The sequence below is a fragment of the Comamonas sp. MYb396 genome, from assembly GCF_037479555.1.
In the GTDB taxonomy this organism is placed as follows: domain Bacteria; phylum Pseudomonadota; class Gammaproteobacteria; order Burkholderiales; family Burkholderiaceae_C; genus Comamonas.
This window is the reverse complement of the sequence record NZ_JBBGYU010000006.1, coordinates 185,240-199,747: the sequence shown is the minus strand read 5'-3', so window position 1 is coordinate 199,747 and position 14,508 is coordinate 185,240. Positions and strand designations below refer to the sequence as shown.

The following is a 14,508-nucleotide window of genomic DNA, read 5'->3' as shown; positions in this document are numbered from 1 at the left end:
GCTTCCGGGGCCGCGTTCTGCGGCCCCAGCCTCCTGACACCGCGCTAACCCACAGCGCGCGTCGTCCAGCCCCAGGGCATCCGCCTGTCCACGGCGGGCCAGCCCCCTCCCCCCTCCAACCATCCGCCCATAAAAAATGGCCGCATCAGCGGCCATGGTGGGGTGCGAGATACGCTGCAATCAGTGCTGCAGGATCTTGCCCAGGAAGTCCTTGGTACGGGGCTGGCGCGCATCGGGGTTGCCGAAGAAGTCTTCCTTGGAGCAGTCCTCCAGGATCTTTCCGCCCACGTCCATGAAGATCACGCGGCTGGCGACCTTCTTGGCAAAGCCCATTTCGTGCGTCACGCACATCATGGTCATGCCTTCGTGGGCCAGGCCGATCATCACGTCCAGCACTTCGCCGACCATTTCAGGGTCCAGCGCCGAGGTGGGCTCGTCAAACAGCATCACCGAAGGGTCCATCGACAGCGCACGGGCGATGGCCACGCGCTGCTGCTGGCCGCCCGAGAGCTGGCCAGGGAACTTGTCCTTGTGCGCCATCAGGCCCACGCGGTCGAGCATCTTCAGGCCCCGGGCCTTGGCGTCGTCTGCGCTGCGGCCCAGCACCTTGATCTGGGCGATGGTCAGGTTCTCGGTCACCGACAGGTGGGGGAACAGCTCGAAATGCTGGAACACCATGCCCACGGTGCTGCGCAGCTTGGGCAGGTCGGTCTTGGGATCGTGGATGGCCGTGCCATTGACCCAGATCTCGCCCTTCTGGATGGGTTCGAGCGCATTGATTGTCTTGATCAAGGTCGACTTGCCCGAGCCCGAAGGACCGCAGACAACCACCACCTCACCCTTGGAGATGCTGGTGGAGCAGTCGTTGAGCACCTGGAAGCTGCCATACCACTTGGAGACATTCTTCATTTCAATCATTTGGATATCCTTTGTATTGCCGCATCAGCGAATGATGGCGATCTTCTTGTGCAAACGCTTGACGAACCACGACAGCGTAAAGCAGATGATGAAGTACAGCACAGCTGCGGCCAGATAGGCCTCGACCGGACGGCCGAAATTCTTGCCTGCCACCTCAAAGCCCTTGAGCATGTCGTAGGCGCCGATGGCATAAACCAGCGACGTATCCTGGAACAAGATGATGGTCTGCGTCAGCAAAACCGGCAGCATATTGCGGAAAGCCTGGGGCAGCACCACCAGACGCATGTTCTGGCCATAGGTCATGCCGACTGCCTGTCCGGCATACACCTGGCCACGCGGAATGGACTGGATACCGGCGCGCATGATCTCGGAGAAGTACGCGGCCTCGAACGCCACGAAGGTGATGACCGCTGACATCTCCGCCCCGATGGGCTTGCCGATCAGCAAAGGCACCAGCAGGAAGAACCACAGAATCACCATCACCAGCGGCACCGAACGCATGCCGTTGACATAGATGGTGGCCGGCACCACCAGGATCTTCTTGCCCGACAGGCGCATCAGCGCCAGCAAGGTGCCAAAGAAGATACCACCCAGGGTTGCGACGATGGTCAGCATCACGCTGAACACCAGACCCTTGATGATGAAGTTCTGGATCAGGTCCCAGTTGTAGAACGAAAAATCAAGATTCAAATTCATCTCAGTGACCTCCGGAGCCGCCAGCGGCGATAAAGCCCGGGATGCGGCTCTTCTTTTCAATGAAGGCCATGATGCGGTTGATCACGAATGCCGAGATCATGTACAGCGCGGTCACCGCCAGGTAGACCTCGATGCCGCGAGAGGTTTCCTCTTGCGCCTGCATCGCGAACAAGGTCAGCTCGGCCACCGACACGGCAAACGCCACGGACGAGTTCTTGAAGATGTTCATCGACTCGCTGGTCAGCGGCGGAATGATGATGCGGTAGGCCATGGGCAGCAGCACATAGCGGTAGTACTGGAAGGTCGTGAAACCCAGCGCCATACCTGCATAACGCTGGCCACGGGGCAGCGCCAAGATACCGGCACGCAGCTGCTCGGCAATACGCGCCGAGGTGAAAAATCCCAGCGCCAGCACCACCAGCAAGAACCCAGGCACTTGCTTGAGTGCGGGGAAGATGGCGGGCACGACGTGGTACCACAGGAAAATCTGCACCAGCAGCGGGATGTTGCGGAACAGCTCCACCCAGGCATTGCCCAGGCGCACCGTCCAGGGCCGGTCAGGCAGGGTACGCAGGGTACCGATGATGGAGCCGACGACCAGGGCGATCACCAGCGCACACAGGGAAACGGAGATAGTCCATCCCCACGCAGACAACAACCAGTCCAGATACGTGACATCGCCGTTTTTACCGAAACAGCCCTGCACGACCTGGCGCTCAATCGTGTCTTCACAAAATACTTGCCAATCCCAATTCATAGGACTACCTCTTTTTTTGTCTTTGTAGCAATGTTTGGTGCCTGGCCGCAACTGACAGAAACCAGTACCAACAAAAACGCCCCCCCAAACCGCAGGCTGGAAGGGCGGTACCTAAATGGTGTGCTTACTTGACTTCGTAGGCTTCCATGGGCTTGTCGTTGGGGTTCGCCCAAGCATCCTTGGTTGCAGCCGACAGAGGCAGACCCACCTTCACGTTGTTAGGAGGGATAGGTTGCATGAACCACTTGTCGTACAGCTTCTCGAGCGAGCCATCCTTGATCTGGCGCACGATGGAGTCGTCCACAGCCTTCTTGAAGGCGGTGTCGTCCTTGCGCAGCATGCAGGCAATCGGCTCGACCGACAGCACTTCGCCGACGACCTTGTAGTCAGCAGGATTCTTGGACTTGGAGATGTTGGCGGCCAGGATGGAGCCGTCCATGACGAAGGCGTCGGCGCGGCCGGACTCCAGCATCAGGAAGCTGTCAGCGTGGTCCTTGCCCATGACTTCCTTGAAGGTCAGGCCGTCAGCGCGCTTGTTCTTGCGCAGGGTCTGCACCGACGTGGTACCGGTCGTGGTCACCAGGGTCTTGCCGTTGAGGTCCTTGATGCCGGTGATGCCGGAGTTGGCCTTCACAGCAATGCGCACTTCTTCCACGTAGGTGGTGAAGGCGAAAGCAGCATCCTTTTGGCGCGCCTGGTTGTTGGTGGTGGAGCCGCACTCCAGATCCACGGTACCGTTTTGCACCAGAGGCACGCGGTTTTGCGAGGTCACGGGCTGGTACTTGATCTCCAGCTTGGCCAGGCCCAGCTGCTTTTGCAGATCGCTCACCACGTTCTCAGCCATTTCGGTGTGGAAGCCAACATACTTGCCGTTACCCAGCGTGTAGCCCAGGCCCGAAGACTCGCGCACACCCAGGGTGATGCTGCCAGACGACTTGATCTTGGCCAGCGTATCGCCCGCTTGCGCAAACGCGCTACCTGCAGCAACCGCTGCGACCGCAAAAGCCAGCAAATGTTTCTTCATCATCAGACCTCCAGATAAATCAATTAAGTGGTCGACTATGGGCCTCAACAGACGCCAAAGCGACAACTGACACGCTACGTATTGTGCAGTCCGTCCAGATAATGCCAGCAGACTGAGCAATGCAATTATCCGGAAAATTACCAATGAATTGCTAACAATTCATAGCCTTTTTCGAACAAATCGCGTACATCTAACCAACTGCAACACGAGCAATCCGCAAGCATTGCACAGAAAATTTGAGCCGCATATTAGAAATTACCCTGCAAATCCAACATATCTATATTCTTATAGATGTCATGAATTATGTGCAGTGTTGCGCGAGACGAGGTAGTCCCACAGGGCCTGGGCGCCGGTCTTGACGGCATCGCTGGACTGGGGCTTTTCGCGGTAGGCGCGCACATCCATTGCCACTTCCCACTGGGCAGAGCTCGGGTAGTCGGCACGCACCAGCTTCTTGGCCTTGAGCTCCTTCTTGGCAGCGCTTTGCGGCAAAAAGGCCAGGCCATGTCCTTCCATCGCCATGGCCTTGAGCCCTTCGGCCATGTCGGTCTCGTAGACGCGGTCCAGATATGCGGGCTCGGGCGCCTGCTTGAGGGCCAGGTCGGTCACCCGGCTCAGGTAGGCCCCGGGCGCATAGCCCAGGAACGGCAGCGGCACGTCCGCCGCGCCGGGCAGCAGGAACAGCGGCAGGCCATCGAGCCCGGGCTTGCAATACGGCGCCATCACCTCGCGGCCCAGGCTCACCATTTCATAGCGCTGCGGGTCCAGCTGGATGGGCTGGGACTCATGGTGGTAGGCAATCAGCAGGTCGCAGCCGCCTTCGACCAGGCGCATCACCGCGTCGTGCACATTGAGCGCGATCAAGCGGCTCTTGAACAGGCCAAAGTCATTGCGCAGGCCCGACACCCAGGTGGGGAAGAAGGTAAAAGCCAGCGTATGGGGAACGGCAAAATCAATGATGTCCTTGCCCGAGGACGAGTGCACCCGCAGCATCGCGCGCGTGCTCTGCACCGCCTGCAGGATCTCGATGGCCTGGTTGTACAGCGTCTTGCCCGCGGGTGTGAGCCGCGTCGGGTAGGAGCTGCGGTCCACCAGATCGGCTCCCGCCCAGGACTCCAGCGCCTGAATCCGCCGAGAGAATGCCGGCTGGGTGACATGGCGCAACTGCGCCGACCGGCTGAAACTACGCGTCTCCGCCAGACTCACAAAATCTTCAAGCCACTTGGTTTCCATCCGCGCATTATCCACACGCCAATGGCAGTCCGCTGCAAGTGGGCAGGCCCGATGCCGAGCCGGCGCCCGCAACGCAGGCGACTGCAGCGCTCCATCCCCGGGAAATGGATGGCTTGCAAGCCCTCCGATCAAGGCCATAATCGGGCCCCACTGGCCTACCCGCCAGGCGCGGCGCTGCCGCAGATACCAATCTATCCGATACCGATGGTCCGCCCACAAGGCGGTTTGTGTTTTCCGCATTCACCCTTGGCTCTGCCGAGCCCTCTCGCGACCGGTTGTTATGGCATCACCCTCCCCTCATTCCTCGGGCGGCAGCAGCGCTGACGCCTCCACCACGCTCCCCAGCGAGCCCGCCCCAGCCAAAGGGCTGTGGCTGGAAGACTGGCTCACGGTCCTCATCATGGCGCTGCTGGCGCTCATCACCTTTGGCAACGTCATCGTGCGCTATTTCACCGATGGCTCCTTTGCCTGGACCGAGGAGATCTCGGTGTTCCTGATGATCTTGCTGGCCATGGTGGCCGGGTCGGCCGCGGTGGCGCGCAACCTGCATATCCGCATCGAGTACTTTGCCGAGCGCGGCGACGCGCGCCGGCGCAAGGCCTTTGCCCGTTTTGGCGCCTTGACGGTGGCGCTGCTGTTTGCGCTGATCTGCGTGCTCAGCATCCGCGTGGTGGTTGACGACTACCGCTACGAGGAAACCTCGCCCGGCATTGGCGTGCCGCAGTGGTGGTACTCCATCTGGCTGCCGGTGTTCTCGGCGTTGATCACCCTGCGCGCGCTGGGCCTGTTCCTGCGCCAGGGCCGGGCCAGCTTTGCCCATGTGTTCTCCGAAGGCAGCGATGCCGCCGCCAAGGAGCGCGCATGATTGCCACCCTGCTCTTTATCGGCTTTATCGCGCTGATGCTGCTGGGCGTGCCCATTGGCGCCGCGCTGGGCCTGGCCGGCGCCGTGGCCATTGCGCTGGCCAATGCCGATGCGCAGTGGTTTGGCCTGCTGGCCATTCCGCAGAACTTCTATGCCGGCCTGGGCAAGTACCCGCTGCTGGCCATTCCGATGTTCGTGCTGGTGGGCTCGATCTTCGACCGCTCCGGCGTGGCGCTGCGGCTGGTCAACTTTGCCATTGCCATCGTCGGGCGCGGCCCGGGCATGCTGCCGCTGGTGGCCATTGCCGTGGCCATGTTCCTGGGCGGCATCTCGGGCTCGGGCCCCGCCAATGCGGCGGCCGTGGGCGGCGTGATGATTGCCGCAATGAGCCGTGCCGGCTATCCCGGCAGCTTCTCGGCCAGCGTGGTCGGGGCCGCTGCTGCCACCGATATCCTGATCCCGCCGTCGGTGGCCTTCATCATCTACTCGGTGCTGGTGCCCGGTGCCTCGGTGCCTGCGCTGTTTGCAGCGGGCATGATCCCGGGCATTCTGGCGGGCCTGGCGCTGATCGTGCCGGCGGTCTGGATGTCGCGCAAGCACAAGATGGGCGCGCTGGAAGCGAGCCTGCCCCGCCCCGAATTCTGGAAGAGCCTGCGCGAAGCAGCCTGGGGGCTGGCCGCGCCAGTGCTGATCCTGGGCGGCATGCGCATGGGCTGGTTCACGCCGACCGAAGCGGCCGTGGTCGCGGTGTTCTACGGCCTGTTTGTCGGCATGGTCGTGCACCGCACCATCGGTGTGCGCGATCTGTTTCCGATCCTGCGCGAGGCCGGTGAGCTCTCGGCCGTGATCCTGATCGTCGTGTCGCTCGCGGGCATCTTCGCGTTCTCGCTGTCGACCCTGGGCGTGATCGACCCGATCACCAACGCCATCGTCAACTCGGGCCTGGGCGAATGGGGCGTGATGGCCTTGCTGATCCTGATGCTGATCACCGTAGGCATGTTCCTCGACGGCATCTCCATCTTCCTGATCTTTGTGCCGCTGTTGATGCCCATCATGCAGCACTACCACTGGGACCCGGTCTGGTTTGGCGTGATCCTGACCCTGAAGGTGGCGCTGGGCCAGTTCACCCCGCCGCTGGCGGTCAACCTGATGGTCAGCTGCCGCATTGCCGGCGTGCGCATGGAATCGACCGTGCGCTGGGTCGGCTGGATGCTGTTTGCGATGTTCTGCGTGATGGTGCTGGTCATCGCCTTCCCGCAACTCGCACTGTGGCTGCCCGCCAAGCTCGGCTACTGATTGGAGCCCGGGCCGGGTACAGGTGCACAGCCCTGCACCCGGCTCCAGGATTTGCAAAGATTTCCCCTTGAACCACCCGGAGACAACACCATGAAAACCCGTCAATTCCTTGCCACTGCCTTGGCTGCTGCTGCGGCGCTGAGCTTTGCCGCACCCGCTGTGCAGGCCCAGAGCAACTACAAAAGCGAGTACCGCATGTCGCTGGTGCTGGGCACGGCCTTCCCCTGGGGCAAGGGCGGCGAAATCTGGGCCAACAAGGTGCGCGAGCGCACGCAGGGCCGCATCAACATCAAGCTCTACCCAGGGGTGTCGCTGGTGCAGGGCGACCAGACGCGCGAGTTCTCGGCACTGCGCCAGGGCGTGATCGACATGGCCGTTGGCTCCACCTTGAACTGGTCGCCGCAGATCAAGGAGCTGAACCTGTTTGCGCTGCCGTTTCTGATGCCCGACTATGCCGCAGCCGATGCGCTGACCCAGGGCGAGCCGGGCAAGCGCCTGTTTGCCCGCCTGGAAAAGGCTGGCGTCGTGCCGCTGGCCTGGGGGGAGAACGGCTACCGCGAAATCTCCAACTCCAAGCATGCGATCAAGACCCCTGCCGACATGAAGGGCCTCAAGATCCGCGTGGTCGGCTCGCCGCTGTTTGTCGACACCTTCAGCGCGCTGGGCGCCAACCCCACGCAGATGAGCTGGGCCGATGCCCAGCCGGCGATGGCCAGCGGCGCGGTCGACGGCCAGGAGAACCCGGTGGCCGTTTACCAGGCGGCCAAGCTCAACACCGTGGGCCAGAAGTACCTGACCCTCTGGGGCTACATCAATGACCCGCTGATCTTTGTCGTGAACAAAGACATCTGGGCGAGCTGGAGCAAGGCCGACCAGGACATCGTGCGCCAGGCCGCCATCGAAGCCGGCCAGGAAGAGATCGCCATCGCCCGCAAAGGCATGATCGAGGCGGACAAGCCCCTGGTCAAAGAGCTGAGCGCCAATGGCGTTACCGTCACCGAGCTGAGCGCTGCCGAGCGCGAGGCTTTTGTGAAGGCCACCCGCCCGGTGTATGACAAGTGGAAGCAGCAAGTGGGTGCCGACCTGGTGACCGCTGCCGAGAAGGCGATTGCAGCCCGTAAGCAGTAAGAACGGCATCCTCCAAAGCAAAACCACCGGCTGCGCGCCGGTGGTTTTTTGTGGGCGCTGCGACAGAGCACCCCTGCGCACTGGCGCTAACGCCGCTGTGTTTATTCGATCTTGAAGCCCGTCGTCTTGACCACCTGCTTCCAGCGGTCGGTCTCGGCCTGGATCTCCTGCGCAAAGCTCTCGGGGCTGGTCTTTACCGGGATGTAGTCGTACTGCTTGAGCTTGGCCAGCACATCGGGCATCTGCATGACCTTGTCGATGTTCTGCGACAGGGCGGCGACGATCTCCTTGGGCGTACCCTTGGGCGCGAGCAAACCGGCCCAGGAGCTGAACTCCATGTCCTTGACACCCAGCTCGACCAGGGTCGGCACATCGGGGAAGGACGCGGCGCGCTGGGGCAGCACCACGGCCAGCGCCTTGACCTTGCCGGCCTTGATCATCTCGACGGCGGCAAAGGAGTCGAACGAGAAATCCACCTCGCCAGACACGACGGCCTGCATCTGCGGGCTGGTGCCCTTGTACTGCGCATTGATGATCTGCGGCGCCTTGATCACCTGCTTGAACTGCTCGGTGATCAGGTTGATGATGGCGCTGCCCGACGAGGCCGTCAGCGGCTTGTCCTTGTTTTGCGCCAGCGCAATCAGCTCTTGCAGCGTGTTGGCGGGCAAATCCTTGCGGGCAATGATGATGAAGCCCACCGAGCAGACCTTGGCCACCGGCGCAAAGCTGGCGGCCGCCTCATAGGGCGCCTTGTAGATCACCGGGCTCAGCGTCTGGGCGCCGGCGGTATTGAACAGCAAGGTGTAGCCATCGGCCTGGGCACGGGCCACTTCACCTGTGCCGATCATGCCATTGGCGCCGCCCCGGTTGTCGATGACAAAGGAGGCCTTCATCAGCTCGCCCATCTTTTGCATCACCAGCCGGGCCACCACATCGGTGGTACCGCCTGCGGCAAACGGCACGATCACGCGCACGGGCTTGTGGGGGTAGGCCGCTTGCGCCTGGGCCCACTGGGGCACGCTGGCGGCGCCCGCAGCGGCGGCAAGGGTGGTGAGGAAATGGCGGCGCGCAATCGTGTCCATGCAATGTCTCCTGTGTCTGTCCCATTGTTGTCGGCCCATTGTGGGCAGCACGGCGCGGGCTGTCTAATACTTGCCAGCAATGCCACCATTCGCAGGCGCTATCGCGGCATGGTTGCACAGCGTGGGCGGGCTGCCGCCCGGCAGGGGCTGCCGTCTGTCTCCCAGGCGTCTTGGCCAGGGCCTGCGCGGGCCTTGTCAAGGCGCCAGCAACTGGCGGCCTGACGGGCGGGCGATCGGTGCCGATATCAGCACTGCAACGGAGCTAACGCATAAGCACAGCAAGGCATCACCGCCCCCCGGGTGGCGCCCACCTGGCCGCTCATGCCCAAGGCGCTCTTGGTAGATTCTTGTAATAGTTTTTTTCTACTTTATCTCAAACAAACATAGCCAATTTATACCCCCCGTAAATACCCCAATCTAGGGTTAACACCAGGGTTAGCTGTCACATATTTGTAAAAGTTCCAAGCTAATTCACATTGATTTCGGAACAATCAGTTTGATTTTTAGCTATTTATCGAAGATAGGTACCAATATAAACTTCATTCCATCGTTAAACAAAAGCGGTATCGCCAGCAAGTCAGCTGGCAGACACCGCAAAAAACGACGCGAGTCGACCACCAGGCCGAACGCAATTCCAAAGGAAAGAAAAATGAACGCACGTATTTTCGCTATCGCCGCAACCCTGGCCCTGGGTGCTTCCGTTGCCCAAGCCAATCCTTTTGAAGGCGACCAGGCCATCACCCCCCAAGCGGCTGCCACCAGCGCCGTGAGCCGCGCCGATGTGCAAGCCCAGCTGGCTGAAGCCCGCAAGACAAACACGATGATTGCCCAAGGCAACCAGTCGACCCTGAACGCCTACGAACTGGGCAAGGGCCAACTGAGCCGCGCCGAAGTGACCCAGGCTGCCCACCAAGCGCTGGCCAACGGCTCGATCCTGGAAGGCGAATAAGCTTTCCCCCCCTGCCGGCAACCACGAAGCCGGCATGGCATCCACGGGACGGCGCACACACTCCCCGCCCCTTGGGAACAGGCCACTGCGATGCAGTGGCCTTTTTTGCATCTGTGCGCAGATCGCTTTCCTCTGCGGAGTGGCTGGCCACCGCCAGCAGGGATGCGGCGCAGGTTCTATGATGCGGGAACCTCTCCACGTATCTGTCCTCTCACCGCCAGACATACAGGTACCACGCGATATGCCCCATGCTTTCCTGCGCCGCTCGATAGGAGCGCTTTTTTTTACTCTGCTGGCCCTGGTGCTGAGCGGCACTGCGCTGCATGCCCAGGCCCAGATCAAGCTCCAGATCGGCAGCGGCGCCAGCGCCCCTGCGATGGACACGGCCTCCAGCGCTTCCTCCAGTCCCTCCTCCAGCAGCGTGGTGACCACGCCGCGTGTGCGGGCCGAGCTGGTGGCCTTGGCGCCCCAAGGTATTGAGCCGGGCAAGAGCATTGAACTGGGCCTGCTGCTGGACCACCAGCCCGACTGGCATACCTACTGGACCAACCCCGGCGACTCGGGCCTGCCCACCCAGCTGCAGTGGCAGCTGCCGCCGGGCTGGGATGCCGGCGAGATCGCCTGGCCCACGCCGCACCCGATTCGGGTCGGCACCCTCGTCAACTACGGCTATGAAGGCCAGGTGCTGCTGCCCGTCACCGTGCAGATCCCCAGCCATTTCTCGGCCGATGCGCGCGATGTGACGGTGCGCCTGCACGCCAACTGGCTGATCTGCCGCGTGGAGTGCATCCCCGAAGAAGGCCAGTTCAGCCTGACCATCCCGACCAAGAGCAGCACCGCGCTGCTGGCGGACAGCTTTGCCAAAGCCCATGCCCAGGCGCCAGTCGCGCTGCAAGGCAGCAGCCAGGCAACGGTCGATGGCGAAACGCTGCAGCTGCGCGTCTCCGGTCTGCCCACTGCACTCCAAGGCCAGAGCCTGCAGGTACTGAGCGAGAGCCCTGACACCTTGCACCATGCGATGCAGGACGGCCAGGACTTCCACCAGCAATGGCAGGGCACGGACTGGACGGCCGTGGTGCCGCTGTCGGCCAACCGGGGCCAGACGCCGCAAGACATTCCGCTGGTGCTGACCACGGACCAGCACCGCGCCGTCGATGGCGCCATCGGCTGGCGCACCGTGGCGCCCCTCAGCGGCCAATGGCAGGCCGCTGCCGTGGCCCAGGTCTCACCCGAGCTGGCCGCTGCGCTGGCCAAAAATGCCCAGGCGGCCGCCCCCGCCGCGCCGGCCTCTTCGGGCAACCTGTGGCTGGCCGTGCTCGGCGCGCTGGTCGGCGGCCTGATCCTGAACCTGATGCCCTGCGTGTTCCCGATCCTCGCGCTCAAGGTGCTGGGCTTTACCGCGCACGGCAGCCAGCTGCGCGAGCAGCGCCATGCCGGCCTGGCCTATACGGCCGGCGTGGTGCTGTCCTTTCTGGCGCTGGGCGCGCTGCTGCTGGCGCTACGCTCGGCCGGCCAGCAGCTGGGCTGGGGCTTTCAGCTGCAGTCGCCGCTGGTCATTGCCGCACTGGCGGCGCTCTTTACCGTGATTGGTCTGAACCTGGCGGGTATGTTCGAGTTTGGCAGCTTTGTGCCCAGCAGCCTGGCGGGCAAGCAGGCCAAGAGCCCGATCAGCAATGCCTTTTTGAGCGGTGTGCTGGCCGTGGCCATTGCCTCGCCCTGCACGGCACCGTTCATGGGCGCATCGATGGGCCTGGCCGTCAGCCTGCCCGCTGCCGAGGCCCTGCTGGTGTTTGCCGCGCTGGGCCTGGGCATGGCCGCACCCTATCTGCTGGCCAGCTGGATCCCTGCGGTGGTGCGCTGGCTGCCACGCCCGGGCGCCTGGATGGACACCTTCCGCCGTGCGATGGCCTTTCCGATGTTCGCCACCGTGGTCTGGCTGGTCTGGGTGCTGGGCCAGCAAAGCGGCATTGATGGCGCGGCCACCCTGCTGGCCTTGCTGGTGCTGCTGGCCGCGCTCGTCTGGGCGCTGGGCCTGCAAGGCCGCGCGCGCTGGGGCTTTGTGGCACTGTCACTGGCCGGTGGCCTCTACCTGGCTACCGCCATGGGCCACAACCTGACCACGCCCGTCCCCGCACCCGGCCAGCAGGCCAGCGGCGCGCTGTGGCAGCCCTGGTCGGCGCAAAAGGTCGGCGAGCTCAATGCAAATGGCAAGCCGGTGTTTGTCGATTTCACCGCCGCCTGGTGCGTCACCTGCCAGTACAACAAGCGCACCACCCTGAGCGACAGCCAGGTGCTCGCCGCCTTCGAAGGCAAACAGGTGAACCTGCTGCGCGCCGACTGGACCCGCCAGGATCCTGCGATCACCCAGGCACTGAACCAACTGGGCCGCAGCGGCGTGCCGGTCTATGTGCTGTATGCACCGGGCAAGGCGCCGCAGATCCTGTCCGAGGTGCTGAGCGTCAAGGAAGTGGTGGATGCGGTGACACAGCTCTAAGCAGCTGCTCAAGGCTTACTCCCCATGAGAAAAGCGCCGGTTGTGCCCGGCGCTTTTCGTTTCTGCAACGCTGAAAACCAGCCGCTCAGCGCCGCTGCGCCGCCAGCTTGCGCACCTCGCGCACCAGCTGGTCCACCTCGTCAAAGGTGTTGTAGAAGGCCAGCGAGGGCCGCACGGCGGTCTCGACCCCGAAGCGGCGCAGGATGGGCTGCGCGCAATGGTGGCCGGTGCGCACGGCAATGCCTTCGGCGTTGAGCGCCTGGCCCACCTCGTCGGTGCTGTAGCCGTCCAAGGTAAAGGCCAGCACGCTGGCCTTGCCCGGCACGGTGCCGATCAGGCGCAGCCCCGGGATGCTGGCCAGCTGCGCCATGCCATAGTCCACCAGTGCATGCTCGTAGCGGCTGATCTGCGCAATGCCGATGCGCTCCACATATTCGAGCGCCGCGCCCAGGCCCACCGCATCGGCGATATTGCCGGTGCCTGCCTCAAAGGTGTTGGGCAAGGGCTGGTACACGGTTTTCTCAAAGGTCACATCGGCAATCATGTTGCCGCCGCCCTGCCAGGGCGGCATGGCCTCCAGCACCTCGCGCCGGCCCCAGAGCACACCAATGCCGGTGGGTGCAAAGATCTTGTGGCCCGAGAAGACAAAGAAGTCCGCGCCCAGCTCCTGCACATCGACAGGGGTGTGCGCAATCGACTGCGCGCCATCAATCAAGGTCGTGATGCCCCGGCGCTTGGCGATCTCCAACACCTGCTTGACGGGCACCACCGTGCCCAGCACGTTGGAGACATGGCCGATGGCCACGATCTTGGTGCGGTCGTTGATCAGCTTCTGGTACTCATCGAGCCGGATCTGTCCCTGGTCGTCGACCGGAATCACCCGCAGCCGGGCGCCCTTGGCCGCCGCCAGCTGCTGCCAGGGGACGATGTTGGCATGGTGCTCCAGGTGGCTGATGATGATCTCATCGCCTTCGCCCACATTGGCCCCGCCCCAGGCCTTGGCCACCAGGTTGATGGCCTCGGTGGTGCCGCGCACAAAGACCACCTCGCGCGCCTCGGGGGCGTTGATGAAGCGCCGCACCACCTCGCGCGCATGCTCGTAGGCATCCGTGGCGCGCGCGGCCAGGGTGTGAGCCGCGCGGTGGATGTTCGAGTTCTCATGCGCATAGAAGTGGCTGATGCGCTCGATCACCTGGCGCGGCTTGTGCGTGGTGGCCGCATTGTCCAGCCAGACCAGCGGCTTGCCATTGATGCGCTCAGCCAGGATCGGAAAGTCGCGCCGCACTGCCTGGACATCAAAACCGGGATGGCGGTCCTGCTGCGCAGCCACAGGCGCCGCATCGGCATGCGGATGCGGCTTGGCCGGCGTGACAAAGCCATTGGGCAGCTGCACGGCATGCACAAAGTAGTACTGCGGCGCAGCGCCTGGCCCTGGGGGCTGGTTCGCGGGCTGGCCCAGCGGCGGCACATCGGCCGCGCGCGGGCCGCGCAGATCGATGCCGTCCAGATGCGGGTCCGGCGCGGCACGGCGCGCCTGGTCGGCCAGCGCCTGCAATGGTGCATCGCTGGCAGTGGTGGCCGCCGGCGCATCCAGAAAGTAATAGCCACTGCCCGCAGCCGGCACAGCGGCCGGCGCTGTGCTGACAGGCGCTGTGCTGACAGGCGCAACCCCTTGCACCAGGCCGCCCAGGCGCGGCTCGTAGGCGGGCAGCGTGCTGTGCAGCGTATCGGGCACCCCATTGCCGGCTGCGGCATGGGGCAGCAAGGCAGGGGCGCGGTGGGCCAGCGACAACGCTGGTGTAGGCGATGCCGGCAACAGGTTGCTGCCCGGCAGCACGCCGGCAGGGATGGGGGTACCGGGCACGCTGGGCCCGAGGCCCGCCGGGCTGGCCAGTGGCGAGCCCGGCGGCGCGATGTTCACCGGCGCCTGCACACCGGGCGGCAAGCCGGGCGCGCCAGGCCGCTCGGCAAACAGCGCGGTGGCCAGCTGCGCGAGCAGCTCGGTGGAGATGGGCGCGCCCGATGGCTCGGGCAGGCCGGATACGGCGGAAACCATGGCGGCTCCTT

12 protein-coding genes are annotated in these 14,508 nt (G+C 63.6%); 5 read left to right on the top strand and 7 right to left on the bottom strand.

Annotated elements, in window-relative coordinates; translation table 11 throughout:
• Window positions 1–180 precede the first annotated feature (180 nt).
• The 5 genes from WH265_RS15465 to WH265_RS15445 all read right to left on the bottom strand — a co-directional run bounded on the left by WH265_RS15465 (window position 181) and on the right by WH265_RS15445 (window position 4,628).
• Window positions 181–918 carry an amino acid ABC transporter ATP-binding protein gene (locus WH265_RS15465; RefSeq protein WP_021026656.1) on the bottom strand — a complete coding sequence of 246 codons (738 nt, stop codon included), beginning with the start codon at window positions 916–918 and terminating at the stop codon, window positions 181–183.
• 24 nt (window positions 919–942) lie between these two features.
• Entirely contained in the window at window positions 943–1,614 is a 672-nt protein-coding gene (locus WH265_RS15460; RefSeq protein WP_021026657.1) for an amino acid ABC transporter permease, read from the bottom strand.
• Window position 1,615: 1 nt separating this feature from the next.
• The gene (locus WH265_RS15455; protein WP_021026658.1) at window positions 1,616–2,371 is read right to left on the bottom strand and encodes an amino acid ABC transporter permease; all 756 of its coding nucleotides are present in this window, start codon (window positions 2,369–2,371) and stop codon (window positions 1,616–1,618) included.
• A gap of 124 nt (window positions 2,372–2,495) precedes the next feature.
• On the bottom strand, window positions 2,496–3,395 hold the full coding sequence (locus WH265_RS15450) for an amino acid ABC transporter substrate-binding protein (protein WP_027010849.1): 900 nt from the start codon (window positions 3,393–3,395) through the stop codon (window positions 2,496–2,498).
• Window positions 3,396–3,689: 294 nt separating this feature from the next.
• Complete coding sequence (locus tag WH265_RS15445; protein ID WP_021026660.1) at window positions 3,690–4,628, bottom strand: LysR substrate-binding domain-containing protein; 939 nt, start codon at window positions 4,626–4,628, stop codon at window positions 3,690–3,692.
• Between the two features lie 280 nt (window positions 4,629–4,908).
• Here WH265_RS15445 and WH265_RS15440 point away from each other — a divergent pair, with 280 nt between their 5' ends.
• From WH265_RS15440 to WH265_RS15430, 3 genes are all read left to right on the top strand, one after another.
• Entirely contained in the window at window positions 4,909–5,493 is a 585-nt protein-coding gene (locus tag WH265_RS15440; RefSeq protein ID WP_339534889.1) for a TRAP transporter small permease, read from the top strand.
• Window positions 5,490–6,788, top strand: coding sequence for a TRAP transporter large permease (locus tag WH265_RS15435; RefSeq protein WP_021026662.1), 1,299 nt, complete (start codon window positions 5,490–5,492; stop codon window positions 6,786–6,788). The genes WH265_RS15440 and WH265_RS15435 overlap by 4 nt, the downstream gene beginning before the upstream one ends.
• A gap of 90 nt (window positions 6,789–6,878) precedes the next feature.
• Window positions 6,879–7,916 (top strand): DctP family TRAP transporter solute-binding subunit, encoded by a 1,038-nt coding sequence (locus tag WH265_RS15430; RefSeq protein ID WP_021026663.1) that lies wholly within the window; start codon window positions 6,879–6,881, stop codon window positions 7,914–7,916.
• A gap of 101 nt (window positions 7,917–8,017) precedes the next feature.
• Here WH265_RS15430 and WH265_RS15425 read toward each other — a convergent pair whose 3' ends face one another.
• Entirely contained in the window at window positions 8,018–8,998 is a 981-nt protein-coding gene (locus tag WH265_RS15425) for a Bug family tripartite tricarboxylate transporter substrate binding protein (protein WP_021026664.1), read from the bottom strand.
• Window positions 8,999–9,647: 649 nt separating this feature from the next.
• Between WH265_RS15425 and WH265_RS15420 the strand changes: the two genes are divergently transcribed.
• Window positions 9,648–9,947 (top strand): hypothetical protein, encoded by a 300-nt coding sequence (locus WH265_RS15420; RefSeq protein WP_021026665.1) that lies wholly within the window; start codon window positions 9,648–9,650, stop codon window positions 9,945–9,947.
• A gap of 241 nt (window positions 9,948–10,188) precedes the next feature.
• Window positions 10,189–12,441, top strand: a complete 2,253-nt coding sequence (locus WH265_RS15415) for a protein-disulfide reductase DsbD family protein (RefSeq protein ID WP_445228538.1) — start codon at window positions 10,189–10,191, stop codon at window positions 12,439–12,441.
• Between the two features lie 85 nt (window positions 12,442–12,526).
• On the opposite strand, the gene WH265_RS15410 is transcribed toward WH265_RS15415, so the two are convergent.
• Window positions 12,527–14,497, bottom strand: a complete 1,971-nt coding sequence (locus WH265_RS15410) for a family 2A encapsulin nanocompartment cargo protein cysteine desulfurase (protein WP_339558849.1) — start codon at window positions 14,495–14,497, stop codon at window positions 12,527–12,529.
• Window positions 14,498–14,508: the final 11 nt, after the last annotated feature.

What these genes read in the sequence shown, in the direction of transcription:
- WH265_RS15455 (WP_021026658.1), bottom strand. Translation starts at nt 2,371, where the DNA reads ATGAATTGGGATTGGCAAGTATTTTGTGAAGACACGATTGAGCGCCAG.
- WH265_RS15450 (WP_027010849.1), bottom strand. Translation starts at nt 3,395, where the DNA reads ATGAAGAAACATTTGCTGGCTTTTGCGGTCGCAGCGGTTGCTGCAGGT.
- WH265_RS15435 (WP_021026662.1), top strand. Translation starts at nt 5,490, where the DNA reads ATGATTGCCACCCTGCTCTTTATCGGCTTTATCGCGCTGATGCTGCTG.
- WH265_RS15465 (WP_021026656.1), bottom strand. Translation starts at nt 918, where the DNA reads ATGATTGAAATGAAGAATGTCTCCAAGTGGTATGGCAGCTTCCAGGTG.
- WH265_RS15430 (WP_021026663.1), top strand. Translation starts at nt 6,879, where the DNA reads ATGAAAACCCGTCAATTCCTTGCCACTGCCTTGGCTGCTGCTGCGGCG.
- WH265_RS15445 (WP_021026660.1), bottom strand. Translation starts at nt 4,628, where the DNA reads ATGGAAACCAAGTGGCTTGAAGATTTTGTGAGTCTGGCGGAGACGCGT.
- WH265_RS15420 (WP_021026665.1), top strand. Translation starts at nt 9,648, where the DNA reads ATGAACGCACGTATTTTCGCTATCGCCGCAACCCTGGCCCTGGGTGCT.
- WH265_RS15425 (WP_021026664.1), bottom strand. Translation starts at nt 8,998, where the DNA reads ATGGACACGATTGCGCGCCGCCATTTCCTCACCACCCTTGCCGCCGCT.
- WH265_RS15410 (WP_339558849.1), bottom strand. Translation starts at nt 14,497, where the DNA reads ATGGTTTCCGCCGTATCCGGCCTGCCCGAGCCATCGGGCGCGCCCATC.
- WH265_RS15440 (WP_339534889.1), top strand. Translation starts at nt 4,909, where the DNA reads ATGGCATCACCCTCCCCTCATTCCTCGGGCGGCAGCAGCGCTGACGCC.
- WH265_RS15460 (WP_021026657.1), bottom strand. Translation starts at nt 1,614, where the DNA reads ATGAATTTGAATCTTGATTTTTCGTTCTACAACTGGGACCTGATCCAG.
- WH265_RS15415 (WP_445228538.1), top strand. Translation starts at nt 10,189, where the DNA reads ATGCCCCATGCTTTCCTGCGCCGCTCGATAGGAGCGCTTTTTTTTACT.